Raw genomic sequence first — 22,637 nt, 5'->3', positions numbered from 1 at the left:
ACCCTAGCCCGCGCCGCACACACAGGCGGCGAGGTCCGCGGCGAGCGCATCCAGGGCAGCCTCGACGTCGACCTCGCGCGCCTTCCCGGTCTTGTCCACGGCGAGCACGAACACCATCTGCGTCCCGTCGCGCCCGGTGGCGAGCCCGGCGAGCGAGCTGACGCCGCTGAGCGTGCCCGTCTTGGCGCGTACGTCGCCGAGCGCGACTGCGTCCGCGGAGGCGAACCGGCCCGCGAGCGAGCCGGTGAAGCCGGCCACCGGCAGCCCAGTGATCAGGGTGCGGAGCTCGGGGTGGTCGGCGCGGGCGGCGATCTGGAGGACCTGCAGCATGGTCGTCGGCGAGAGCCGGTTGAAGCGGGAGAGCCCCGAGCCGTCGTGGACGACGTCGGAGCCGGTCTCGACGCCGAGGGACTGCAGGGTGCTGAGCACCCCGGCCGCACCACCGGTGAAGGAGCCGTCACCGGTGACCGCGAGCCCGACGTGGTGGGCCAGCACCTCGGCCGCCTCGTTGTCGCTGACGTCGAGCAGGCGCTCGACGACCTGGTCGACCCGGGCGCTCTCGACGCTGGCCAGCGTGGCCGCGCCCGGTGACGCGACGCCGCGGGTCGGGGCGCCGAGCACCTTCACGCCCTGGGCGGCCAGCGCCCTGGCGAAGGTCGCGGCGGCGGTGAGCGAGGGGTCGTCGCTGCGGCCGTATCCCGTCGGGGACGCGCCCCGGTCGACCCACAGGGCCGTGATCGGCGTGACGATGTCGTCGGGGACGTAGTCGGCGCGCCACTTCGGGTTGTCGGTGGGGCCGGTGAACAGCGAGTCGTCGTAGACGACCCGCACCCGCTTGCGGCCCTTGAGCGCGCGGGCCGTCGCGCGGGCCAGGGTGAGGACGTCGGCGCGGGCGGGGTAGACCGACGCGGCCTCCTCGGGCGCCACCGGCTTGCTCGCGAGATAGGGGTCGCCGCCGCCGACGAGCACGACCTGGCGCCGGGAACGGCCGGCCACGACGCGCGTGGTGAACCGGGTGTCGGGTCCGAGGGCCGACAACGCGGCAGCGCTGGTCAGCAGCTTGGTGATCGACGCCGGCAGGAACTGGTCGTCGTCGCGGGTCCACACGGCACCGTCGCCGCCCAGGTCGCCGACCGCCGCCACGACGTGCTTGCCGAGGTCCTTGTCCCGCAGCCCCTCGGCCACGGCGGCCTCGACGGCGGCCGGGTCGACGAGGGTCTGCGGCTGCGCGGGCGCGGCGACCGGGGCAGGCGCGGGCCAGGCCGGGAACTCCAAGCCGGCCGGCGGCGCGACCGCTGCCGGGTCCTGGGTCACGTCGTCGCCGTACCAACCGAGGTAGCGGGGACCGAGATCGAAGCGGTAGGCGGCAACCGCTCCGCCGAGCAGTGCGAGGACGAGCAGGGTGGGCAGCCAGTGCGCCGCAGCGCCCGGACCGGCAGGGTGGCGTGCGTCACGTCCCACTCGATTTGCCCCCGTTCCTTTGGCCCTTTTGCGTCATTGTGCGCGACACTGACCCTCGAGCCGGGCCCGGGTCCACCCTGGAGTGCCCGGACGGACCAGCTCCGGAGTCGCCGGGGCATCGACGACGTGGAGGCACTGTGCTCGAGTTTGACGTGGTGATCGAGATCCCCAAGGGCTCTCGCAACAAGTACGAGATCGACCACGAGAGCGGCAAGATCTACCTCGACCGGATGCTCTTCACCTCGACGGCCTACCCCGAGGACTACGGCTACATCGAGAACACGCTCGGTCTCGACGGCGACCCGCTCGACGCGCTCGTCATCCTCCAGGTGCCGACCTTCCCCGGCTGCCACATCAAGGCCCGCGCCATCGGCATGTTCCGCATGACCGACGAGGCCGGCGGCGACGACAAGGTGCTCTGCGTCCCGACGCACGACCCGCGCATGTCGCACCTCAAGGACATCAACGACGTGTCGGAGTTCGACCGTCTCGAGATCCAGCACTTCTTCGAGGTCTACAAGGACCTCGAGCCCGGCAAGTCCGTCGAGGGCGCCAACTGGGTCGGCCGCGAGGAGGCCGAGGCCGAGGTGCACGCCTCCTTCGAGCGGGCCAAGCACGCCGGCCACTGAACCACCGCCTCGAACCCGCCCGGAGCTCTCCGGGCGGGTTCGTGCATTTCAGCGGGTCAGCTGGCGCTTCTGGGCGTCGAGGCCCTTGAGCTTGTGCGGGTTGCGGACGATGTAGGCGCCGGTCACCAACCCGTTCTCGAAGGTGAACGTCGCCACCGCCTCCAGCTCGCCGTCGAGCTCGAGCCGCAGGGCAGGCCCGCCGTTGACCGAGACGATCTCGGCGGAGGTCGAGGCCTCGTAGACGCCGGCCAGGAAGCGCAGCACCTTCTCGGCCCCGAGGATCGGCCGCAGCGCCGCCCGCTTGAAGCCGCCGCCGTCGGTGATCAGCACGATGTCGGGGGCCATCGCATCCATCAGCGCCTGGAGGTCGCCGCCGTTGACGGCGTCGATGAAGCGCTCCAGCACGGCACCGTGCGCCTGCGGCGCGACCACCTCGCGCGGGCGCCTCGCCTCGACGTGCGACCTGGCCCGGTGGGCGATCTGGCGCACCGCCGCCTCCGACTTGTCGACCGCCGCCGCGATCTCGGCATAGGACACGTCGAAGACCTCGCGCAGCACGAACACCGCCCGCTCGACCGGGGGCAGCGTCTCCAGCACCAGCATCATCGCGGTCGAGACGCTGTCGGCGAGCGCGACGTCCTCGGCGACGTCGGGGGCGGTCAGCAGCGGCTCAGGCAGCCACGGACCGACGTACTCCTCACGGCGCCGCGCGTTGCCGCGCAGCTTGTTGAGCGAGAGCCGCGTCGTGATCCGCACGAGGTAGGCGCGCTCGTCGTGCACCTCGTCGGTGACGTCGGCCCACCGCAACCAGACCTCCTGGAGCACGTCCTCGGAGTCGGCCGCCGATCCGAGCATCTCGTAGGCGACGGTGAACAGCAGGTTGCGGTGCGCCACGAAGGCGTCGGTCCGGCTCACACTCACACCTCGGAGGGTACGGCGAGGGGCAGCTCGCACACGTCGCTGTAGCCCTGGCTCGCCAGGCCCATCGCGGAGTTGAAGCGCGAGCGCTCGTTCTCGATCGCGACCATCATCGTCAGCTCGACGACCGCGGCGTGGCCGAGCCGCTCGTCGAGGCTCGCGACCATGTCGTCGGTGACGGCCGGCGGGGTGGCCGTCATCGCCTCCGCGTAGGCCATCACGTCGCGCTCCAGCTCGGTGAAGACCTCCGACTCGCGCCAGCGCGGCACCTCCCGCACCTTGGCGAGGTCGAGACCGTCCTCGCGGGCCATGAAGTAGCCGAAGTCCAGGCACCACGAGCAGCCGATGACGCCGGCGCTGGCCATCACGGCGTAGGTCTTGAGGTGCGCGTCGAGGGCGTCCCACTTGGCGACCTTGCGCTCGAAGCCGAAGACGCCGTTCATCACCTTCCTGTTGTGCCACAGGACGTAGGCGTTGTCGGGGACCTGGCCCCACATCCGGCGGGCGACGCGGCGCATCACCGCGCCGTACGCTCCGTCGATGGTGGCCTTCGGGATCCGGAACGTGCTGGTCATGGTGATCTCCTTGGTCGGTGGTGTCTCCTACGACATGGAGACACCGACCGCGTCAGGTCTGTGACAGCTGGCCCTTGATCGCGCGGAAATATCCCATCGCGCCACTCATCTCGAGGCGTACGGCGCCCGCGCCGGCCTCCTCCAGCCAGCGGCGCGCGTCGTCGGAGCTGCACATCGGGCCGAGCACGTGGGCTCGCCGGCCGACAGCGTGCACGAGCTCGTAGCGCCGCGCCAGGCCGCTGAAGTCGTCGGTGAACAGCGAGCTGCCGCTGATCGCGGCGCCCGGCTTGAGCACGCGCACCATCTCCTGGATCGCCCGCTGCGGGTCGGGGAAGACGTGCAGGCCGGTGAGCGACACGACGAGGTCGAAGGAGTCGTCCGCGAACGGCAGGTCGCCCACGTCGGCGATGGCGGTCGTGACCTGGCCTTCGACTCCGCGCCTGTGCGCGACGTCCAGCGCACGGTCGAGCATCGCCTGCGAGATGTCGGCCGCGACGTAGTCGAGCCGGGCGCCGGGTCGCAGCCCGCGCAGCGCGACCCCGCCGCCGACCGGGACGTCGAGCACCCGCGAGCCGTCGGGCAGCTCACCGATCTCCCGCGCGGCGGCGTACAACCGCGAGATGTCACTGCCGAGGCCGAGCCGCCACAGGGGCCTGCCGAGCGCGGGGTGCTCGACCATCAGCGGGTAGAACTTCGCCCACAGCGGGTCCTCGTCCCACGCGCCGACGAGCGGGAGCCTCATGGCATGCCCGCAAGGAACGAATCGACTGCGCGTGCGACCTCGACGTGGATCTCGGCCGAGCGCACGGCGTCGGCAGTGCCCATGCCGTGATCGGCGTCGGCCACCTCCAGCACGTCACAACCGGCGTCCGCGAGCTCGCGGGCGACGGTCGCGTCCCAGAGCTCGTCGGCCAACCCGCCGACGAGGAGCTGGCGCCCGGCGTTGGCGGCGATCGCCTCGGCGAGGGCTGGCTCGACAAGCAGGGGTGTCAGCCAGATGGCGTCAAGGGCCCGCTCCGCGGCGTACGACGCGGCGCGGGTGCCGAGCGACTTCCCGACGATGACGACCTGGTCGGCGTCCTCGTGGGCGAGGGCCTCCTCCACGTGCCGGCGCACCCAGTGCTCCGGGTCCTCACCTTCGGCGCGATCGGTCGTGTCCCACCAGATCTGCTGCACGGTGAACCCGTGCTGGACCAGGGCTTGCCGGGCGAACTCCAGCAGCGGCGCCGACGGCGGGTAGGCGCGCCCCGGCGCGATCACGGCCAGACCGCGGCTCTCGCCGGCGGGCTCCCACCGGGTCGGCAGCCCTCCGAAGGTCATCCGTCGTACCCCACGTGTGCGGTCCACTCGTCGTCGGAGCGGATCGTCGCCGCGTGCAGGGCGGCGGACACGGCGGGCGGTGCGAACGGGCCCTCCTTCGCCAGCGATCCATTGATCTGTACGGCGACGGCGCGGATGCCGCGCCCGGACAGGGTCGCGTCGAGGCTGGTCACGAGATTGCGGACCGCGGCCTTCTGGATGCCGAGGCTGGGCGCGGCCGGCGACGGCTTGTCCGCGGCCATGCTGCCGGTCACGAGCACCCGCGACCCGGCCGGCATCGCCTCGACTGCCGCCTGGACGGCGGGGAGCAACGGCGCGACCCCCAGCGCGAGGTCCTCGAAGAGCTGGTCGGGCGTGAGGTGCAGGACGTCGGCCTCGCGCCACGCGCTGGGGTTGAAGTGGAGCACGTCGATCCGGCCGTGGCGCTCGACGACGCCCGCGACGAGCGTGGCCACCGCAGCCGGATCGGTGAGGTCGGCACCCAGCCCCTCGGCGGTCGCACCCTGCTCGCGGAGCCCGGCGGCGAGCGGCTCCATCTGCTCGTCGGTCTGCCCGACGAGCACGACGGTGTGGCCGGTGTCGGCGAAGCGGCGGGCCGTGGCCAGGCCCAGGCCGGGCCCGGCGCCGAGGACGAGATAGACCGGGTCGTTCACGTCAGGATCTCCTCCGAGCGCAGCATCTCCTCGGGCACCCCGAAGGCGTCGACGAGGTCGACGGCCAGCGGCCGGATCTTGCGGCACAGGTCGTTCACCTCGCGGCTGATCTGCTTGGAGCGGGCGCTGGAGAGTCGGCCGTGCTCCATGAACCACGCCCGGTCGGCCTCGATGGTGGTGAGCGCGTGCAGGTCGCAGAGCAGGTTGAGCGCGACCTTCAGGTCGCCCTCGGGCAGCGCCCGGGTCTTCTCGATGAAGGAGTCGAGCACCATCCGCTCGACGTGGGCCCGCGCCGCGGCGATGACGTGGTCCTGGACGCGGGAGAACACCTCGCCCGGGTTCATCCCGTTGTCGATGCCGCGCTTGAGCCGGCGCGCCACGCCGCCGAGCATGTGCTCCTCGCGGAAGCGCAGCATCTGGCGCTGGTAGTTGGGATCGAGCAGTCCGGCTTCCTGGTCCCACTCGTCGCCACCGGGGAGCGCGTCCTTCAACCGCTGGAAGAGCTTGTGGGCGCTGGTCTTCTCGATCACGGTCTCCACCGCGAGCCCGGCGACGAACTTGACCATGCCGAACTGGTCCATGTCGGAGAACTCGCTGGAGTAGTCGGTGAGCAGGCCCTTCGCGACCAGCTGCAGCAGGACGTGGTTGTCGCCCTCGAAGGTGGTGAAGACGTCCGTGTCGGCCTTCAGCGCGGTGAAGCGGTTCTGGCTGAGGTAACCGGCGCCACCGCACGCCTCGCGGCACTCCTGGATCGTCCGGGTCGCGTGCCAGGTGCCGAGGGCCTTGGTGCCAGCCGCGCGCGACTCGAGCTTGCGCCGCGACTGCTCGTCCCCGGTGACGCCCATGAACACGTCGTGCAGGGCGCCGGCGACGTACTCCTGCGCGAAGTGGAGTGCGTAGGTGCGCGCGATCAGGGGGAACAGCCGCCGCTGGTGCATGCCGTAGTCGAGGATCAGCTGCTCGGTGTCGGGGTCGCTGGCCTCGAACTGACGACGCCGGGCGCCGTAGCGGGTCGCGATCGTGAGGGCGACCTTCGCTGCGTTGATGCCGGCGCCGCCGACGCAGACGCGCCCCTGGACGAGGGTGCCGAGCATCGTGAAGAAGCGCTTGTTGGGGTTCTCGATCGGGCTGACGTAGTCGCCCGCCTCGGTCACGTCGGCGAACTGGTTGAGCAGGCTGGTGCGCGGGATCCGCACCCCGTCGAACCAGATGCGCCCGTTGTCGACTCCGTTGAGCCCCATCTTGTGGCCGCAGTCCTCGATCCGGATGCCGGCCACGACCTTGCCGTCCTCGCGCACCGGCACGACGAACGCGTGCACGCCCCGCCCTTCGCCGCCGACCTCGAGCTGCGCGAAGACGACCGCGAGCTCGGCATGCGCGGCAGCGTTGCCGATGTAGTCCTTGCGACTGGCGTCGTCGGGCGTGGTGAGGACGAACTCCTGGGTCTCCACGTCGTACGTCGCGGTGGTGCCCAGCGCCTGGACGTTGGACCCGTGTCCTGTCTCGGTCATCGCGAAGCAGCCCATCAACCGGCCGGTGATGAGGTCGCTGAGGTAGGCGTCGTGGTGTGCCTTGGTGCCGAGCTGGAGGATCGCGCCGCCGAAGAGGCCGAACTGCACGCCGACCTTGACGAGCACGCTGAGGTCGCCGAAGGCGAGGGTCTCGAAGGCCGCCACCGAGGCGCCGACGTCACCGCCACCGCCGTACTCCGGCGGGAAGCCCATCCCGGTCTGGCCGGTGCCGGCCATCTCCACGACGACGTCGCGCACACGGTCGCGGAAGTCGGCCCGGCTCATCTCCTCGGCGTCCACCAGGATCTGCTGGTGCTCGGCCAGGTTGCCCCGGACGAGCGCCCGCACCTCGGCGTACTCCCCGTCCAGGAGAGTGGTCAGCGCCGCGACGTCGACGACGGGCTGCACGTAGCCGCCGTCCGCCTCCTGGGCCTGGCCCTCGGACTTGCTTGCCTCGTCGGTCACGTTCTCGACAGCGTCGCTCGTGGTCATGTCCCACAAGGTAGCGTCGCGCGCGTGAACCGTCCCGAGCCCGAGACCGACTTCGGACGCATGGCCTACAACTTCTCCATCGTCGGCGTGCAGAAGAGCGGGACCTCGACGCTGTCCGGGACCATCAGCCAGCACCGCCTCGTGTGCCGGCCGCCGCGCAAGGAAGCGCACTTCTTCAACAACGAGGAGTACGACTGGTCGCAGCCCGACTACGAGCGCGACTACACCGCGCCGCGGCGCGCGCGGATCCACACGATGGTCGGCGACTCGACGCCGGTCTACCTGTTCTGGCCCAACGCGCTCGAGCGGATGCGCGCCTACAACCCCGACCTCCCGCTGATCGCAGTGTTCCGCGACCCGCTGGAGCGGTTGTTCTCGCACTGGACGATGCTGCGCACCCGCAACCCCGACTGGCCCGACTGGCCCGGCTTCCTCACCGAGTTCCGCCCGACGACGCTGCCCATGACGGTGCCGACCGACGTCAAGCCGATGCGCTACAAGCACATGTCCGGCATCGCGCGCGGCTACTACGGCGCCCAGCTCGAGCACGGTTTCTCGGTCTTCCCGCGCGAGCAGTGGCTGCTGCTGGAGTTCCGCCAGATGCTCGCGGCGTTCAACCCCTCGGTCGACCGCGCGACCGACCACCTCGGGCTACCGCGCTTCGAGGAGCACCCGCCGTTGCGCAACCGCTACGCCGGCGCCGAGCTGGTCAGCGGGACCGCCCCGACCGCTGACGACCTCGCGGCGCTTGCTGAGCTGTACGCCGCCGACCTGGCCGTCTTCGACAAGGTCTCGGGCCTCGACACCTCCGAGTGGCCGACGACCCGCATCCTCGCCGGGACCCTCGACCCGGGCGAGCTCGCGGCCCGTTTCGCCACGAAGGTCGCACCGCTCCCCTCCTGACGCGGGCGCAGCGCCGTACGAGCATCCGCCTCCGCTGAACTTCCACTCGTACGGGTGGAAGTTCAGTCCGTCCGTGGCCGGGCTGTGCGCGACGGCCGATGAAGATCCACTCGCTCGAGTGGAAGTTCAGGTTGGCGCGACGACGGGTCCGTAGCGACCGGTCAGGGGCGGGCGAAGAAGTTCGGCGCGGTCCAGGAGTACATCGACTCCTGGACGACCGGTCGACCCGTGCGCGGGGCGTGGATCATCTGGCCGCCGCCGATGTAGAGGGCGACGTGGTAGATCGAGGACGACTTCGAGCTCGAGCCCCAGAAGAGCAGGTCGCCGGGCACGAGCGCGGCCGCGGTGATCGGCGTGGAGCCGGTGTACTGCGCGACCGAGTAGTGCGGCAGCGACTTGCCGCCGGCAGCCCAGGCGCCGGCCGTCAGGCCCGAGCAGTCCCAGGCGTCCGGACCCGAGGCGCCCCACTTGTAGGGATCGCCGATCTGGGCCGTGGCGAAGGAGATCGCGGCCGATGCGTTCCCGGAGGGGGCCGGCGGGGTCGTCGGAGTCGGGGTCGGCGTAGGCGTCGGGGTGGGCGTGGGGGTCGGGGTCGGGGTGGCCGTCTGCGTCGGCGCCTTGGTCGGCGTAGGCGTGGGAGTCGCGGTCGGCGTCTTGGTCGGCGTGGGGGTGGGAGTCGGCGTGGCCGTCTGCGTCGGCGCCTTCGTCGGGGCCTTCGTCGGCGTCGGCGTCGGCGTCGGGGTGGCGGAGGCCGCAGCCTCCTCCGCGTCCTGCTTCGCCTTGGCGGCCGCCTCCTGGGCGTCCTTCTCGGCTGCTGCCTGGGCTGCTGCCTGGGCAGCGGCGTCCTCGGCGGCCTGGGCCGCGGCTGCGTCGGCCGCCTGCTGTGCAGCCTGGGCGGCAGCCTCGGCCGCCTTCTGCTCGAGCGCGGACTGGCGCTTCTCGGCGAGGGCATAGCTGATGCCCTGGAGCTCGGCGAGCTCCCCGATCAGGTCGGTCTTGGTCCGGGCGATGGACTCTGCCTCGGCACCGGCCTGCTCCTGGGCGGCGGCGGCATCGTTGCGGGCGGCGGCAGCGTCGTTCTCGAGCTGCTCGGCCTGGGCGAGCGCGTCCTCCGCCTGGCGGTCGGCGACGGCGGCCAGCGTGGAGGACGCCTCGAAGGCGTCGAACTTGCTGTCCAGCACGCGCTCGGTGACCTGCATCGTGGCGGTCGTGTCGAGGACGCTCTGGATGCCGTCGGCCTCGACCATGGCCGCGAAGCCCTGGAGCTCGGGGTTGTACTGGTAGCTGTCGACCAGCGCATCGGCGTACGCCTGGCGGCTCTGCTCGACGTCCGCGCGGGCGACGGCCGCTGCCTCGTTGGCCGAGGCGGCAGCCGCGCGGGCCTGGTCGGCGGCCCAGCGCGCTCCGTTGAAGGCCTCGGCGGCGACGGAGGCCGAGACGGCCGAGGTGCGCAGCCGCTCGTTGGCCAGCGCGAGGTCGGCGCGGACGGCGGCGACGTCGCGGGCGGCGGCGTCGGCACTGGCCTCGGCGCTGGCGACGTCCTCCTGCGAGGGCACGTCCTCGTCCGCGGCGTGGGCCGAGACGGCAACCCCCGAGGCGAGCAGGGTCAGGCTCAGCGCCGACGCGGTGATCCAGCGGATCGGCGTTCGGCTCTTTGTGGGCGCAGACAGGGCTCGCACGGTGTATCCCCTTGGCAGTAGACGGCCATGGGTGACTTCCCTTTCACCCATGACACTTGCGGCACGTTAGTGCTCACCAGCCCCAAAGGGAACAACTTTCACAAAAAACATGCAAGTCGTCGGCGTGTCGACTTGCGAACTACAACAATGTAGTTCTCGACAGGTGGCTAGCTGTGGGCGTACTCGCAGGAGCCTTCCGGATGGCTTTCCACTCGCACGAGTGGAAATCCATCGCGAGTTGAGCGCGAGCGCGCGGTACGGCGCCCGAAGATCCACTCGACCGAGTGGAAGTTCATCGGGGCGGGTGCGATGACTGGCCCTGCCCGCCCGGGCGAACGTCAGTCGACGTCGACGGGGACCTTGGACGTGGTCGACGTCGGGTGCGAGGCGAATCCCCCGCGGTCGAACTTCTGCCCGCTGGCGAGGCCGCCGAGCCAGAAGGAGACGAGCGCGATCGCGACGCCCGCGATGTCGTCGGCGACGTAGTGCCAGCCGAAGTAGAGCGTGGCGACCACGGTGATCGCGAAGTTGATCCAGAAGATCCAGTGCACGAGCCGGTTGCGCAGGGTGTACTGCACCATCAGCGCGACGAGCAGGGTGATCGCGACGTGCAGGCTGGCGAAGCCCGCCACCGATTGCACGGCACCCTCGATGCCGTCGCGGACGACGCCCTTGCGGGCATAGAACAGCGAGTCCATCAGCGCACCCGAGCCGGTGTCGGGCAGGTCGCGGTAGAGCCAGGAGTACTGGAAGCCCGGGCCCAGTGTCGGCAGCGCGTAGTAGGAAGCAGTTCCGAGCGACCACGCGAGGCATTGGGAGGTGGCGAACCAGTAGCCGAAGGTGATGTTGCGCGACCACACGAGCCAGGCGGCCAGCGCGAGCGGGACCAGCGGCAGGAACCAGAGGTAGATCGACGAGAGCACGTGGGCGGAGGGGCCGGTGCCGAAGATGGTGTGCAGGACGGTCGCGGGCTCGTGGCCGAGGAAGAGCGCGCGGTCCATGAGGTGGAGCTCGCGGTCGTACTTCGCGTCGCCCATGATGAAGGGGAGGAACGACTTGAGGTTCCGATAGCTGACATAGGTGATGTAGAAGCACACCAGGCCCATGACGACGAGGATCATCCGCTCGCGGGTCCAGTGGTCGCGGACCCGGTTCTTGACGATGTCCGGCATCAGCTTCGGGTTAAGCCGCGAGACCCACAGGGTCCGCGGCAGCATGTCGAGCAGGAACGCGCCGAAGACGAGCAGCGGCAGCCTCAGCCACGACGGCCCGAGGAACCCTTCGGGGTCGACGAGGCGCCGGTCCAGGCTGAAGGCGGCGACGACCGCGAGCAGTCCCGTGACCGTCGCGACTCCAACGAGCAGGGCATAGGCCGGGCGATACACGAAGGGCAGTCTAGGCAGGGCCCTGCGACAGGTCAGATTCCACGGATCGGCGCGACCCGGGTCGGATCGACCCGCAACCGCACGGTTTCGCCCGGTCCCCAGTGGCTGTCGCGGGGCGCGACGGCGTCGACGAGACCAACGTCACCGACGTCGACCACCAGCCGAACCAGCTCCGGGGTGGCGCGCGCGGACTCGACGGTGCCGCGGAGCCGGCCGTCCTCGTCGGCGACGAGCGCCGATCGGCGTACGGCGAGGCCCGCGACAGCCTCGGCAGCCAGAGTGCCTCCGGGGTGCCCGGGGACGGCGGCCAGCACGGTGGCCACGGCCGAGCCGGTGAGCACGCGCGCATAGCCGAGGAACAGGGCAGTCTCGGTGTCGACCGGCGCGGCCCACACGTCCCCGATCGGGCCGGACTGGACGACGCGCCCGGCGCGCATCACCGCGAGCCGGTCGGCGACGTGGAAGGCCTCCTCGTGGTCGTGGGTGACCATCAAGGCGGTGGTGCCGGCGGTGTGCAGGATCTCGCGCAGGTCGACGGCGAGCCGTTCGCGCAGGCCGGTGTCGAGGGCGGACAGCGGTTCGTCGAGCAGCAGCAGGCGGGGCTCGACGGCCAGGGCCCGGGCCAGCGCGACTCGCTGGCGCTCGCCACCGGACAAGGTGGCCGGGAGGCGGTCGGCGTAACCCTCCAGCCCGACGAGGGCGAGCAGCTCGGCGACGCGTTCGTCAGAAGGGCGGCCCCGCAGGCGCAGGGCGTAGCCGACGTTGCGGGCGACGGTCATGTGGGCGAAGAGCTGGCCGTCCTGGAACATCAGCGCGAAGCCGCGCTTGTGCGTCGGTAGCCGGTCCACCCCGACGCCGTCGAAGGCGATCGTGCCCGCGGTGAGGGGCTCGAGACCGGCGATGGCGCGCAGCAGCGTCGACTTGCCGCAGCCGGAGGGGCCGAGCACGGCGAGGATCGACCCGTCGGGGACCTCGAGCGAGACGTCGTCGACCGCGACGACGCCGTCGTAGGCGACCGAGACGTCCGTGAGGGTGAGCATCGTCAGAAGGCTCCCACGCTCGGCACGCGGAGGCGCTCGACGGCCAGCATCACCACGGCCGTGGCGGTCGCGAGCACGACCGACGCGGCGAGCGCCATGCCGTAGTTCATCTCCCCCGGGTGGCCGATGAGCCGGAAGATCACGACCGGCACGGTCGGGTGCTCGTCGCGGGCCAGGAAGGAGGTCGCGCCGAACTCCCCCAGCGACGCGGCGAAGGCGAAGCCGCTCGCGGCGAGCAGCGGCTTCCACACCACGGGCAGGTCGACGGCGAGCAGCGCCCGCCACGGCGAGGCGCCGAGGGAAGCCGCAGCCTGCCGCTGCCGGTCGTCGATCGCGCCCAGGACGGGCACCAGGGTGCGGACCACCAGCGGCAGCGCCACCAGCGCCTGCGCGATCGGCACGAGCAGCGGCGAGTCGCGCAGGTCGAGCGGCGGCTGGTCGAGGGTGATCAGGAAGCCGAAGCCGAGCGTCACGGCGCTGACGCCGAGCGGCAGCATGAAGAAGCCGTCGAGGATGCCGCGAGCGCGTCGCTCCGCCCGGCTCTGCGAGCGACGGGTCACGAGCACGGCGACGGCCAGCCCCATCGCCAGGGCCATCCACGTCGCATCGACGGCCGTGCGCACCGACGTGAGCAGCGCGTCGGTGACAGGCACGAGGAGCGCGTCGTTGGAGCCGACGCTGGTCAGCGCGCGGTAGTTGGCGATCGACCAGCCGTCGTCGGTGCGCAACGAGCCCAGCACCAGCGTCGCGATCGGCGCGGCCACCATGATGAGCACGAGCACCGTCACCGCGATCGCGGGCGCGTCACCGGTGCGGATCGCCCGGGGGCGGGCGGTGGAGCGGTGGGCCGTGGCATCGGGCGTGGCCCGCAGTCGCGCAGCGACGCCGAGCAGCGCGACCACGACGACGAGCTGGAGCACGGACAGCGCGGCGGCGGCCTGCAGGTCGAACAGGGTGGTGGTGAGGAGATAGATCTCCGTCTCGATGGTCGCGTAGCGCACCCCGCCCAGGGTGAGCACGATGCCGAAGGCGGTCGCGCAGAAGAGGAAGACGACACTCGCGGCGCTGACGATCGCCGGGCGCAGCGCCGGCAGCGTCACCGTCCACCACACCTGCGCCGGCGAGGCACCGAGGGCTGCGGCCGCCTCGGCGGGCCTGGTGTCGAGCGACTCCCAGGCGGCCCCGACCGCCCGGACCACGACCGCGATGTTGAAGAAGACGAGGCCGGCGATGATCGCGACCGGTGTCCCGTCGAGGCCGAGGAAGCCGAGCGGCCCGGCCTCGCCGAGGAGCAGCCGGAAGGCCACGCCGACCACGACGGTCGGCAGCACGAAGGGCACCAGCAGCGTTGCCCGGACCAGCCGGCGACCCGGCAGCGCGAGGCGGTGCAGCACGAAGGCCACCGGCAGGCCGAGAAGCACCGCGATCGCCGTCGCCGACCCCGCGGACCACACCGTGAACCACGCGACCCGCCGCACCCGGGGCCGAGCCAGGACGTCGAGGACGCCGCGAGGGTCGAAGGCCCCGTCGGGCCAGAACCCGCGCGCCACCATGCCGCTCACCGGCAGCACGAAGAACACGCCGACGACCAGCACCGGCCCGGTCGCGAGCAGCGCGAGGGTCAGCCAGCGCCTCACCGGGAGGTCCTACCTGGTGACAACGTCCGTCCACTCCGAGAGCCACTGCTCACGGTTGGTCGCGATGTCGGCCGGCGGCACCGACAGCGGCGACGGCGGCTGCACGGCGTACGTCGCCCAGTCGGTCGGCACCTCGACGCTGTCGCTCACGGGGTAGACGTACATCGAGGTCGGCAACGCGGCCTGCACCTCGTCGGAGAGCAGCCAGTCGATGACGGCCTCGGCACCGGCCGGGTTGGCCGCGCCCTCGAGGACGCCTGCGTACTCGACCTGGCGGAAGCAGGTGTCGAGCAGGGCCTCGGTGGTGGTCTCCCCGTCGCTGACGGTGAACGCCGGCGAGGAGTCGTAGGAGACGACGATCGGGCGCTCGCCCTTGCCGCCACCCTGGGTGAAGTCGCCGTAGTAGGCGTCCTCCCAGCCGTCGACGACCTTGAGCCCGTTGTCCATCAGGCTTGACCAGTAGCCCTGCCAGCCGCCCTCGGCGTCGCCGTACTCCGCGATCGTGGCGAGCAGGAAGGCCATGCCGGGGCTGCTGGTCGACGCGCCCGGCGCGACCATCAGGTCCGAGTAGGTCGGGTCGATCAGGTCGGCCAGGGTCGAGGGCGGCTCGATGCTCTGCTTCTCGAACCACGTCTTGTCGATGTTGACGCACACGTGGCCGACGTCGATCGGGGTGAGCTTGTCGGCGCCCTCGTCCAGCGCGTAGTCCGAGGCACCCTCCGGCAGGGTCGGCTCGTAGGTCGCGAAGACGCCCTCGCCGAGCGGCCGCGAGGCGAAGGTGTTGTCGATGCCGAAGGCGAGGTCGCCGGTCGGGTTGTCCTTGGTCAGCGACAGCTTCGCGCTGAGCGTGCCGGCGTCGCCGGCGGCGCGGGTGACGAGGTCGATGCCGGACTCGGCCTCGAAGGCCTTGACCAGCTTCTTGGGCAGCGTGAAGGACTCGTGGGTCACGAGCACGACCTCGCCGCCGACCTCACCCTCGGGCGCGGTCGAGCCGGGCTCGGTGGCCGTCGGCTCGTTGTCGTCCCCGCCCAGGGTGCTGCACCCAGCGGCGGCGAGCACGAGCACGGACGTGATGGACAAGCTGGCAAGGCGACGCAGCATGCGTGGACTCCCTATCGCCGGTGTTAACCGGATCAGGTTCGGAGGGTCTGCAGACGGTCCTGCACTCTCAGCACTGGTGTGCTCCCCTGTCTTCGACCGCAAGCGTACGCCGCAGCGCGGGCGACCCCACTCCTGGTCCGTGGATAGATTGCGCCCATGCCGAGCCTCCGCCACCAGATCGTCGCCACCGCCGTCCCGCGGGTCCGCAAGGCACGCGAGCTCGACTCCGAGCCCGCCGAGCGCGCCCGGATCGAGGCCTGGCACCAGCGCACCCCCGCGGATCTGCCGACGAAGGCCGTGCGGCAGTTCGAGCGGCGCTTCAGCGTCGTCACCGAGGACATCGGCTTCCCCTCCCACGTCATCACACCGCGGCACACCGAGCCCACGCGCACGCTCTTCTACGTCCACGGCGGCGGCTTCGTCGCCGGCATCGACGCCGCCCACCTCCGCCACGCCACCCGCCTCGCCGGCCGGATCGGGGCGCGGGTCGTCATGCCCGACTATCCCCTCGCCCCCGAGCACACTTGGCGCGACAGCCACGACGCGCTCGTCGCGCAGGCCGCTCGCTTCGCCGACGAGCCGGGCGGGATCGTGCTCGCCGGCGACTCGGCCGGCGGCGGCCTCGCGCTCGCGATGGCGATCTCGATGCGGGACCGCGGGCTCACCCCGGCGACCCATCTCGTCCTGCACGCACCTTGGGTCGACCTGACGACCAGCACGCCCGAGACCCTGGAGGTCGATGCCGTCGACCCGTGGCTCTTCCACTCCAAGGTCGTCGTGTACGCCGACTGGTGGGCCGGTTCCGCGAGCGACCTGGCTCGTCCGGAGGTGTCACCGGCGCTGGCCGACCTCCACGACCTGCCGCCGGCGCTGCAGCTCTACGGCACCCGCGACCTGCTCTCGCCCGGCTGCCGGCTGCTGGCGAAGCGGGCTGCCGACGCCGGCTGGGACCTCACCAGCATCGAGGAGCCCGACCTCATCCACGTCTACAGCATCCTGCCGTTCATCCCCGAGGCCCGCCGGGCCCTGCGGCAGGTCGTCGAGTTCGTCTCGTGACGATCAGCGTCCACACCTTCGACGAGCTCGACTCCCGCGCCGCCTACGCGTTGTGGCGACTGCGGCAGCAGGTGTTCGTCGTCGAGCAGCAGTCGCCGTACCCCGATCTCGACGGTCGCGACCTCGAGCCGGCCACCCGCCACGTGCTGGCCCACGACGGGGCCGAGCTGGTCGCCTGCCTGCGGGTGCTCGACGACGGAACGCACGCGCGGATCGGACGCGTCGCCGTCACGCCGGCCGCCCGTGGCCGTGGGCTGGCGCGCGAGCTGATGGCCGCGGCACTCGCCGCGATCGGCGACCGCGAGATCCGGCTGGACGCGCAGACCGGGCTGACGGAGTGGTACGCCACCTACGGCTTCGAGGTCAGCGGGCCGGAGTTCGTCGAGGACGGGGTGGCGCACCGGCCGATGGTGCGTCAGGCGCCGTAGAGCACGACCCCGTCGTCGTCGCCGCGCGTGAGCGATCCGCGCGCGACGAGCAGCTCGAGGTGGGCGCGCGTCTCGAGCGTCGCGAGCGCCGCGTTGAAGACGTCGAGGTCGGCCAGCTTGTGCTCGTGCCGGGTCCACGGCAGCACGCTCGCGACGTCGTACGCCGATCGCGACCCGTCGCCGATCGCGGCGACGCACAGGTCGAGCCGCACCTCGTGGTGCGCGAGGAGCTCGTCGACGCGGGCGTGGGAGCTCGGAGCGACCGGGCCGTGGGCCGGCAGGAGCGTCAGGTCGGGCAGCCCGCGCACCTTGGTCAGGGAGGCCATGAAGTCACCGAGCGGCTGCTCGGCCAGCGCCGGCTCGAAGCCGATCGACGGGGTGATCGTCGGCAGCACGTGGTCACCGGCGAAGAGGAGACCGGCGGGCCGGTCGGCGAAGACGTAGTGGCCCTGCGTGTGCCCGGGCGTGTGCACCGCGTCGATGGTGCGGTCGCCGACGCTGAGCTGGAGGTCGGACTCCAGCCAGGTGTCGGGGTAGTCCCACATGGTCAGGTCGGGGGTCGAGTCACGGGTGAACTCCCCCCACTCCCGGGCGATCGCCGGCGCGCCGGCCGCGAGGAACATCGCGATGTGCGGGTCCTCGGCGTCGCGGTCGACGGCGTGGATGAGGTCGAGGGTCGGCTTGTCGCCGAGGCCGAGCGAGACGTGCGAACCGAACTCGCGACGGACCGTCACCGCCTGCGTGTAGTGGTCGCGGTGGACGTGGGTGACCAGGAACCGGGTGATCTCGCGGACGTCGCGGCCGATGTCGCGCAGCGACTTCTCGAGCAGGGTACGCGAGACCTCGATCGCCCAGCCGCCGTCGATCAGGGTGAGGCCGTCGTCGGTCTCGATCGCATAGACGTTGATCGCGCGGAGCCCGTCCATCGGCAGCGGCAGCGGGATCCGGTGGACGCCGGGCGCGACCGGCCACGTCCCGGGCTCGGTCCAGTGGGTGCCGGAGTCGGGCGAGATCGCTTTGGCGGTGCTGGTCGACGTCACCGCGTCACTCTAGATCGGGCAGTCCGAGGTCGAGGTTGGGCTCCTGGATCCCGCCGTCGACCTCCAGCATCTTGCCCGTGACATAGGCACTCGCCGGCGACGCGAGATAGAGCACCGCGGCGGCGATGTCGTCGGCCTCGCCGATGCGACCCAGCGGCGTACGCGTCTCCATCTGCTCCCGGAGCTCGGGCAGCTCCGCGACCATGTCCAGTGCACTGGTCATGATCGAGCCGACGAAGACGCCGTTGACCCGGATCCGCGGCGACAGGTCGGCCGCGGTGAGTCGGGTCCAGTGCGCAAGCGCGGCCTTGGCGGTGCCGTAGGCGACGTAGCCCCGGCCGGCGGCGCGGCCGAGCAGCGAGGAGATCGTGACGACCGACTTCTCGCCGTCGCCCACCAGCAGGTGGGGCAGGGCCGCGCGGGTCAGCGCATGCGCGGTGCTCACGTTGAAGTGGAAGGCGTCCTCGAGCGCCACCACGTTGGTCCTGACGAACTCGCGCGGCATCGCTCCGCCGACGTTGTTGACGACCGTGTCGAGGCGACCGAACTCGTCGACGGCCGCCTGCGCGAGGGCCGCCACCGCGTCGGTGTCCGAGAGATCGGCGGGTACGGCGAGGGCACGCCGGCCGGCTTTGCGGACCTGGCTCGCGACGGCCTCGAGCTGGTCCTTGCTCCTCGCCGAGATCACGACGTCCGCGCCGGCCTGGGCGAGCGCGACCGCGGTCGCCGCACCGAGCCCACGGCCCGCGCCGGTGACGATCGCGACGTGGTCGGTGAGGGTGAAGCGGTCGAGGATGGAGCGGCCGGAGGTCGAGGAGGGCCGAAGGCTCGTCACGAGACCACCAGTCCGCGCCCGGTCACGAGCGGCAGGTCGAGCGCCGTGACGAGGCCCGGCTTCGCGGCGACGACCGCGGGCACGGAGTTCACGAGCCGCTGCGCGGTGACGATCATCCCGGAGACGTTGTGGTCGCCGTGCTCACCGTGGTGGCTGAACTCGATCTTCAGGTGCGGCTCGCCCGTCACGACGACGCGGTAGCAGCCGCCACCCTCGGCCGGCGTCGGCCACTCCGGCACCTGGTCCTCGGCCGTGCGGGTGATGTGCTCGAGCACCACGCGCGGCACCCCGTCGACCGTGCCGATCAGCTCGAACCGGACGGCGCCCATGGTGCCCTCCTTGACGTCGACGCTCGCCGTGCTCACGTCCCGCTCGGCCGGGCGGCGGTCGACCTTCTCGACGAGCGGCTCGTCGAGCAGCAGGTCGAGGCCCTCGGCGATCTGGCGGACCACTGCTCCCCACGCCATGCTCAGCACGCCCGGCTGCCACAGCAGCTTGTCCGCGTCGACCGCGTCGCCGAAGCCGAAGATGTCGCGCATGACGACGGGCTGGAAATAGGTGGAGTAGTCGGCGATCTCCAGCACCCGCACCTCGTCGATGCGCTGGCTCAGGCTGGTCAGCTGGAGCGGCAGCACGTCGTTGGCCCAGCCCGGGTCGATGCCGTTGACGTGCAGGCTGGCCGGCGCGCGCTCGATCCGCTCGATCATCTCGGGCGGGAGGATGCCGAAGGGGAACTGCAGCAGCACCGGCCCGGAGCTCACGACGTTGATGCCCGCCTCGACGAACTCGCTCAGGTCCTCGATCGCCTCGAAGGTCCGGTCGTCGGTCATCGCGCAGTGCACGATGCAGTCGGGCCTCAGCGCGAGCACGCCCTCGCGGTCGGTGCTGGCGAGCACGCCGAGGTCCCGGTCGAGCCCGGCCAGGCGACCCGCGTCCTGGCCGCCCTTCTCGGCGCTGCTCACCCAGACGCCGACGAGCTCGAGCGCGGGGTGGCGGTCGATGCCGGCGATCGCATGCCGCCCGACCGTGCCGGTGGACCAGACGACGACGCGCAGTGGCTTCTCTGTCATGCGCCAAAACTAGAACACGTTTCACTATCTGGGTAGGGGCAGAACCGCGGCAAGTGGGTACCGCTCCGACACGCACCCGCGCACCACCCAGGAGGAGAGATGCCCGACGCACTGGCCCAACGGCGTGCCGAGCGCGCCCGGTCCCGGACCGCCGAGGCGGACAGCCGGGCAGCCTGCCTGTCTCTGAGCGTGAAGTGCGCAGCGATCTGCTCCGCGACGGCCGACGCCTGCCTGCGCGAGGAGACCGACGACGACCTGAGCACCTGCATCCGGCTGGCGCTCGACTGCGCCGACATCTGCGGAGCGGCCGCCTCCGTGCTCTCGCGTCACGCCATCGGCGACGACGACGCGATCCAGCCGATGCTGGAGGCCGCGGCCGACGCCTGTGCGGCCTGTGCGTCCGAGTGCGAGAAGCGCGCCCTCACCCACGAGCAGTGCCGGTTGTGCGCAGAGGTCTGCCGCCGGTGCGAGCGAGCCTGCCGAAGCCTGCCCACCGCGTCATGACCAACCAGGAGGGAACCATGAGCACCTACGACGAAGGCATCGACGACCTCGATCCGGACGACCTCGACCAGGACGTCCTGGAGCTGGACCCCAACGACCCGGAAGCGCCCGCGGACAACGAGATCGACCCGGAGACCATCGCCCACCTCGACCCGGACGAGGAGGTGCCGGCCTCGGGAGAGCTGCCGCCCGACCCCACAGGTCTCGGGGCGCTCGACTGAACCGGCTGGCTCAGCCAGCCCACCGCTGGTAGCGACGCACCGACGGGGTGACGACTCCGTCCACCCCGAGCTTCGCCAGCTCGCGCCACTGCGCGGGCGAGTCCGCATAGCCGCCGACGACCACGATGCCCTTGCGGCGCAGCCGCTTGACGCGCGACTTCGTCAGGCTGGCGGCGGGCGCGTTGTAGCCCTCGACACGACCGATCGAGGCCTTCACCTTCGCCCAGCCGCTGACGATGAGCTGGGTGTCGAGCCGCGGCGAGAGCCGGTGCACGCGCTCGAGGACGGTCAGGCGCAGCGACGAGATCGCGACCTGCTCGAAGACCGTCGAGTCCTTGAGCAGGTTGACGACCTCGCGGATCTGGCGGATCGACCAGTTGCTGCCCTTGAGCTCGATCATCAGCGAGGCACCGCTCTGGTCTGCCCACGTGAGCAGCTCGCGCGCCGTGAGGATCGGCTGGCGCGTCGTGTCCTCCCGGCACTTCTTGACCAGGTCGCGCAGCGTCCAGGACCCGATCGGGCCGCTGCAGTTGGTCGTCCGGCCGACACCGCTGTCGTGGAGCACGACGAGCTTGTCGTCCTTCGTGCGCCGCAGGTCGGTCTCGATCGCCGTGGCCCCGTCGGCCAGTGCGCGCCCGAACGCGGCCAGCGTGTTCTCGCCGAGCGTGCGCGTGGGCGCGCCACGGTGGGCGGTCAGCGTGAAGTCGGGATCGGCGAACGCCGGCACCGAGGTCAGGCCCGGGACGAGGCTCAGCAGGAAGGCGAGGGGAAGCACGCGGCGTACGAACACGCAGACATGATGCACTGCCGCGGCTCACGCCTGCCGCGCCGCCTCCGCCGCTCTCGCGACCCACTTCGGTTCGTCGCCGTAGCGCTGCGGCTTGATCAACCGGCCGGCGGCGCAGTCCTCGATCAGCTGCACCAGCCTGCTCTCCCGCGTCTCCTCGCGCTTGGCGCTGACGACCCAGTTCTCCGCGATCTTGCGGTAGGACGGCGTCGCGATCTCCCAGAACGCCGCGGCCGCCGGGTCGGCGAGCAGGCGCTCACGCTGCTCGTCGGACAGCAGACCGCCCGCCTCGTAGGCATGGATGCCGCTGCGTTCGGGCTTCCTCTTCTCGTACGCCGCCAGGCCGGCCGGCCGCATCCGGCCCTCGGCGACGAGGCGCTCGACGTGGGCGATGTTGATGGCGCTCCAGATGCTGCTCGACTTGCGCGGTGTCCAACGCTGCCGCACGGCGTCCTCGTCGATGCGCTGCGCGACGCTGTCGATCCAGCCGAAGCAGAGCGCTTCGGGGACGGCGTCCGCCCACGTGAGCCCACGGTCGGGGACGTGCTTCTTCCGCAGCCCCATCCACAGCTCGGTGGCGGTCTCGTGGTTGGCCTCGAGCCACGCGCGGAACTCCTCGGCCGAGGCGAAGAAGGTCGCCGGCCTGTCCGGCGTGCCGCCAGGTGTCCCGATCATCGGCCCGGAGTCAGACCCGCAGGGAGGAGGTGATCGGCGCCTCTCGGGCCAGCTCGACGCCGTCGAGCATGCTCTGGACAGCGCCGACGGTCCGCACCACGTCGTGGGGGGCGAACTTGTCGGCGTGGGTGAAGAGCGCGTGCGCGCCGATGGCGACGACCAGCACGGAACCGCGGACGAAGTCGAGGCGGACGGCGGTCTCGCGCAGCGTCTCGTCGAGGGCACCGAGGACGGCCAGGACGCGGAGGCCGACCTCCGCCACCACGTCGGCGGAGATCGTGCCGGCCAGCTCGTCGTGCATCGACCCGACGAGCTTGCCCTCGTCGGTCATGAGCGCGGACCAGTCGCTCGAGAAGTCGATGGTCGCCCGGCGCAGCCCCTGCCGGATCGCTTCCTGGGGGCCCAGTCCGGGCACCGGGACGATCTCGGGCAGCGGGGTCGGGTGGACCTCGACCTCGGCCATGATGCTCAGGTCCGGAGCGACGCCCGAGGCTCGTGCCACGACGGCGAGGGTGCTCATGGTGCTGAGGCGCTCGAGGCCGCCGAGGTCCAGGAGCTCACCGATCTGGCTGCCCATCCGGCAGGCGTAGCGCAGGGCAGCGGCGAGGTTGCCCGCGGCCCTGTCATCGCCCTCGACCGTGCCGTCGGGCAACACGTCGAAACGCACCCGCTCGCGTCCCTGCTCGTACGACTCCGTCAACGTGCTCTCCCCGGATG

24 protein-coding genes and 1 riboswitch are annotated in these 22,637 nt (G+C 71.5%); of the genes, 6 read left to right on the top strand and 18 right to left on the bottom strand.

Annotated elements, in window-relative coordinates; all coding sequences use genetic code 11:
* Positions 1–3: 3 nt before the first annotated feature.
* On the bottom strand, positions 4–1,461 hold the full coding sequence (gene dacB, locus C9J87_RS00540) for a D-alanyl-D-alanine carboxypeptidase/D-alanyl-D-alanine endopeptidase (RefSeq protein ID WP_010831364.1): 1,458 nt from the start codon (positions 1,459–1,461) through the stop codon (positions 4–6).
* A gap of 137 nt (positions 1,462–1,598) precedes the next feature.
* On the opposite strand from dacB, the gene C9J87_RS00535 reads away from it, so the two are divergent.
* Entirely contained in the window at positions 1,599–2,090 is a 492-nt protein-coding gene (locus tag C9J87_RS00535; RefSeq protein ID WP_036489966.1) for an inorganic diphosphatase, read from the top strand.
* A gap of 48 nt (positions 2,091–2,138) precedes the next feature.
* Here C9J87_RS00535 and C9J87_RS00530 read toward each other — a convergent pair whose 3' ends face one another.
* The 6 genes from C9J87_RS00530 to C9J87_RS00505 are packed head-to-tail and all read right to left on the bottom strand — an operon-like array spanning position 2,139 to position 7,559.
* Positions 2,139–3,011 (bottom strand): RNA polymerase sigma-70 factor, encoded by an 873-nt coding sequence (locus C9J87_RS00530; RefSeq protein WP_036489965.1) that lies wholly within the window; start codon positions 3,009–3,011, stop codon positions 2,139–2,141.
* Positions 3,008–3,583, bottom strand: coding sequence for a carboxymuconolactone decarboxylase family protein (locus C9J87_RS00525; RefSeq protein ID WP_010831361.1), 576 nt, complete (start codon positions 3,581–3,583; stop codon positions 3,008–3,010). Before C9J87_RS00525 ends, C9J87_RS00530 begins: the two co-directional genes overlap by 4 nt.
* A 52-nt stretch (positions 3,584–3,635) precedes the next feature.
* Positions 3,636–4,325, bottom strand: a complete 690-nt coding sequence (locus tag C9J87_RS00520) for a class I SAM-dependent methyltransferase (protein WP_107704460.1) — start codon at positions 4,323–4,325, stop codon at positions 3,636–3,638.
* Positions 4,322–4,903 carry an alpha/beta hydrolase gene (locus tag C9J87_RS00515; protein ID WP_107704459.1) on the bottom strand — a complete coding sequence of 194 codons (582 nt, stop codon included), beginning with the start codon at positions 4,901–4,903 and terminating at the stop codon, positions 4,322–4,324. The genes C9J87_RS00520 and C9J87_RS00515 overlap by 4 nt, the downstream gene beginning before the upstream one ends.
* Positions 4,900–5,556 carry an SDR family oxidoreductase gene (locus tag C9J87_RS00510; protein WP_107704458.1) on the bottom strand — a complete coding sequence of 219 codons (657 nt, stop codon included), beginning with the start codon at positions 5,554–5,556 and terminating at the stop codon, positions 4,900–4,902. Before C9J87_RS00510 ends, C9J87_RS00515 begins: the two co-directional genes overlap by 4 nt.
* Entirely contained in the window at positions 5,553–7,559 is a 2,007-nt protein-coding gene (locus tag C9J87_RS00505; RefSeq protein ID WP_107704457.1) for an acyl-CoA dehydrogenase family protein, read from the bottom strand. Before C9J87_RS00505 ends, C9J87_RS00510 begins: the two co-directional genes overlap by 4 nt.
* A 24-nt stretch (positions 7,560–7,583) precedes the next feature.
* On the opposite strand from C9J87_RS00505, the gene C9J87_RS00500 reads away from it, so the two are divergent.
* Positions 7,584–8,462, top strand: coding sequence for a sulfotransferase domain-containing protein (locus tag C9J87_RS00500; RefSeq protein WP_107704456.1), 879 nt, complete (start codon positions 7,584–7,586; stop codon positions 8,460–8,462).
* Between the two features lie 161 nt (positions 8,463–8,623).
* Here the strand turns inward: C9J87_RS00500 and C9J87_RS00495 are convergent, their stop codons facing one another.
* The 5 genes from C9J87_RS00495 to C9J87_RS00475 all read right to left on the bottom strand — a co-directional run bounded on the left by C9J87_RS00495 (position 8,624) and on the right by C9J87_RS00475 (position 15,304).
* Positions 8,624–10,141: a C40 family peptidase gene (locus tag C9J87_RS00495; RefSeq protein WP_107704455.1), complete on the bottom strand. Its 1,518-nt coding sequence runs from the start codon at positions 10,139–10,141 to the stop codon at positions 8,624–8,626.
* A 338-nt stretch (positions 10,142–10,479) separates the two neighbouring features.
* Entirely contained in the window at positions 10,480–11,526 is a 1,047-nt protein-coding gene (locus C9J87_RS00490) for a phosphatase PAP2 family protein (protein ID WP_232819793.1), read from the bottom strand.
* A 32-nt stretch (positions 11,527–11,558) separates the two neighbouring features.
* A complete protein-coding gene (locus tag C9J87_RS00485; protein ID WP_107704453.1) occupies positions 11,559–12,566 on the bottom strand; it encodes an ABC transporter ATP-binding protein in 1,008 nt (335 codons plus the stop codon).
* Positions 12,567–12,568: 2 nt separating this feature from the next.
* Entirely contained in the window at positions 12,569–14,203 is a 1,635-nt protein-coding gene (locus C9J87_RS00480) for an ABC transporter permease (RefSeq protein WP_010831352.1), read from the bottom strand.
* 9 nt (positions 14,204–14,212) lie between these two features.
* The gene (locus C9J87_RS00475) at positions 14,213–15,304 is read right to left on the bottom strand and encodes a thiamine ABC transporter substrate-binding protein (RefSeq protein ID WP_107704452.1); all 1,092 of its coding nucleotides are present in this window, start codon (positions 15,302–15,304) and stop codon (positions 14,213–14,215) included.
* Positions 15,296–15,402: riboswitch (TPP riboswitch) on the bottom strand. Its footprint overlaps the gene before it by 9 nt.
* A gap of 58 nt (positions 15,403–15,460) precedes the next feature.
* On the opposite strand from C9J87_RS00475, the gene C9J87_RS00470 reads away from it, so the two are divergent.
* Together C9J87_RS00470 and C9J87_RS00465 are read left to right on the top strand one after the other, a co-directional pair.
* Complete coding sequence (locus C9J87_RS00470) at positions 15,461–16,360, top strand: alpha/beta hydrolase (protein WP_010831350.1); 900 nt, start codon at positions 15,461–15,463, stop codon at positions 16,358–16,360.
* On the top strand, positions 16,357–16,788 hold the full coding sequence (locus tag C9J87_RS00465; protein ID WP_010831349.1) for a GNAT family N-acetyltransferase: 432 nt from the start codon (positions 16,357–16,359) through the stop codon (positions 16,786–16,788). The genes C9J87_RS00470 and C9J87_RS00465 overlap by 4 nt, the downstream gene beginning before the upstream one ends.
* On the opposite strand, the gene C9J87_RS00460 is transcribed toward C9J87_RS00465, so the two are convergent.
* The 3 genes from C9J87_RS00460 to C9J87_RS00450 are packed head-to-tail and all read right to left on the bottom strand — an operon-like array spanning position 16,776 to position 19,733.
* A complete protein-coding gene (locus C9J87_RS00460; RefSeq protein ID WP_198652185.1) occupies positions 16,776–17,828 on the bottom strand; it encodes an MBL fold metallo-hydrolase in 1,053 nt (350 codons plus the stop codon). The two genes, C9J87_RS00465 and C9J87_RS00460, sit on opposite strands and share 13 nt — an antisense overlap.
* Before the next feature lie 4 nt (positions 17,829–17,832).
* Entirely contained in the window at positions 17,833–18,663 is an 831-nt protein-coding gene (locus tag C9J87_RS00455; protein WP_232819792.1) for an SDR family oxidoreductase, read from the bottom strand.
* On the bottom strand, positions 18,660–19,733 hold the full coding sequence (locus C9J87_RS00450) for an NAD(P)H-dependent amine dehydrogenase family protein (RefSeq protein WP_107704451.1): 1,074 nt from the start codon (positions 19,731–19,733) through the stop codon (positions 18,660–18,662). Before C9J87_RS00450 ends, C9J87_RS00455 begins: the two co-directional genes overlap by 4 nt.
* 99 nt (positions 19,734–19,832) lie before the next feature.
* On the opposite strand from C9J87_RS00450, the gene C9J87_RS00445 reads away from it, so the two are divergent.
* Together C9J87_RS00445 and C9J87_RS00440 are read left to right on the top strand one after the other, a co-directional pair.
* Positions 19,833–20,237, top strand: coding sequence for a four-helix bundle copper-binding protein (locus tag C9J87_RS00445; RefSeq protein WP_107704450.1), 405 nt, complete (start codon positions 19,833–19,835; stop codon positions 20,235–20,237).
* A 17-nt stretch (positions 20,238–20,254) separates the two neighbouring features.
* Positions 20,255–20,458: a hypothetical protein gene (locus tag C9J87_RS00440; protein ID WP_157953074.1), complete on the top strand. Its 204-nt coding sequence runs from the start codon at positions 20,255–20,257 to the stop codon at positions 20,456–20,458.
* A gap of 10 nt (positions 20,459–20,468) precedes the next feature.
* Here the strand turns inward: C9J87_RS00440 and C9J87_RS00435 are convergent, their stop codons facing one another.
* From C9J87_RS00435 to C9J87_RS00425, 3 genes are read right to left on the bottom strand one after another with little or no spacing between them, the layout of a single operon-like run.
* Complete coding sequence (locus C9J87_RS00435; RefSeq protein WP_010831344.1) at positions 20,469–21,248, bottom strand: glycerophosphodiester phosphodiesterase; 780 nt, start codon at positions 21,246–21,248, stop codon at positions 20,469–20,471.
* A 24-nt stretch (positions 21,249–21,272) separates the two neighbouring features.
* Positions 21,273–21,920: a YdeI/OmpD-associated family protein gene (locus C9J87_RS00430; protein WP_010831343.1), complete on the bottom strand. Its 648-nt coding sequence runs from the start codon at positions 21,918–21,920 to the stop codon at positions 21,273–21,275.
* 10 nt (positions 21,921–21,930) lie between these two features.
* The gene (locus C9J87_RS00425) at positions 21,931–22,620 is read right to left on the bottom strand and encodes a hypothetical protein (RefSeq protein WP_010831342.1); all 690 of its coding nucleotides are present in this window, start codon (positions 22,618–22,620) and stop codon (positions 21,931–21,933) included.
* Positions 22,621–22,637: the final 17 nt, after the last annotated feature.

The organism is Nocardioides allogilvus (genome assembly GCF_003047285.1).
Taxonomy (GTDB): Bacteria; Actinomycetota; Actinomycetes; order Propionibacteriales; family Nocardioidaceae; genus Nocardioides; species Nocardioides allogilvus.
This window is presented reverse-complemented; position numbering and strand designations above follow the sequence as displayed.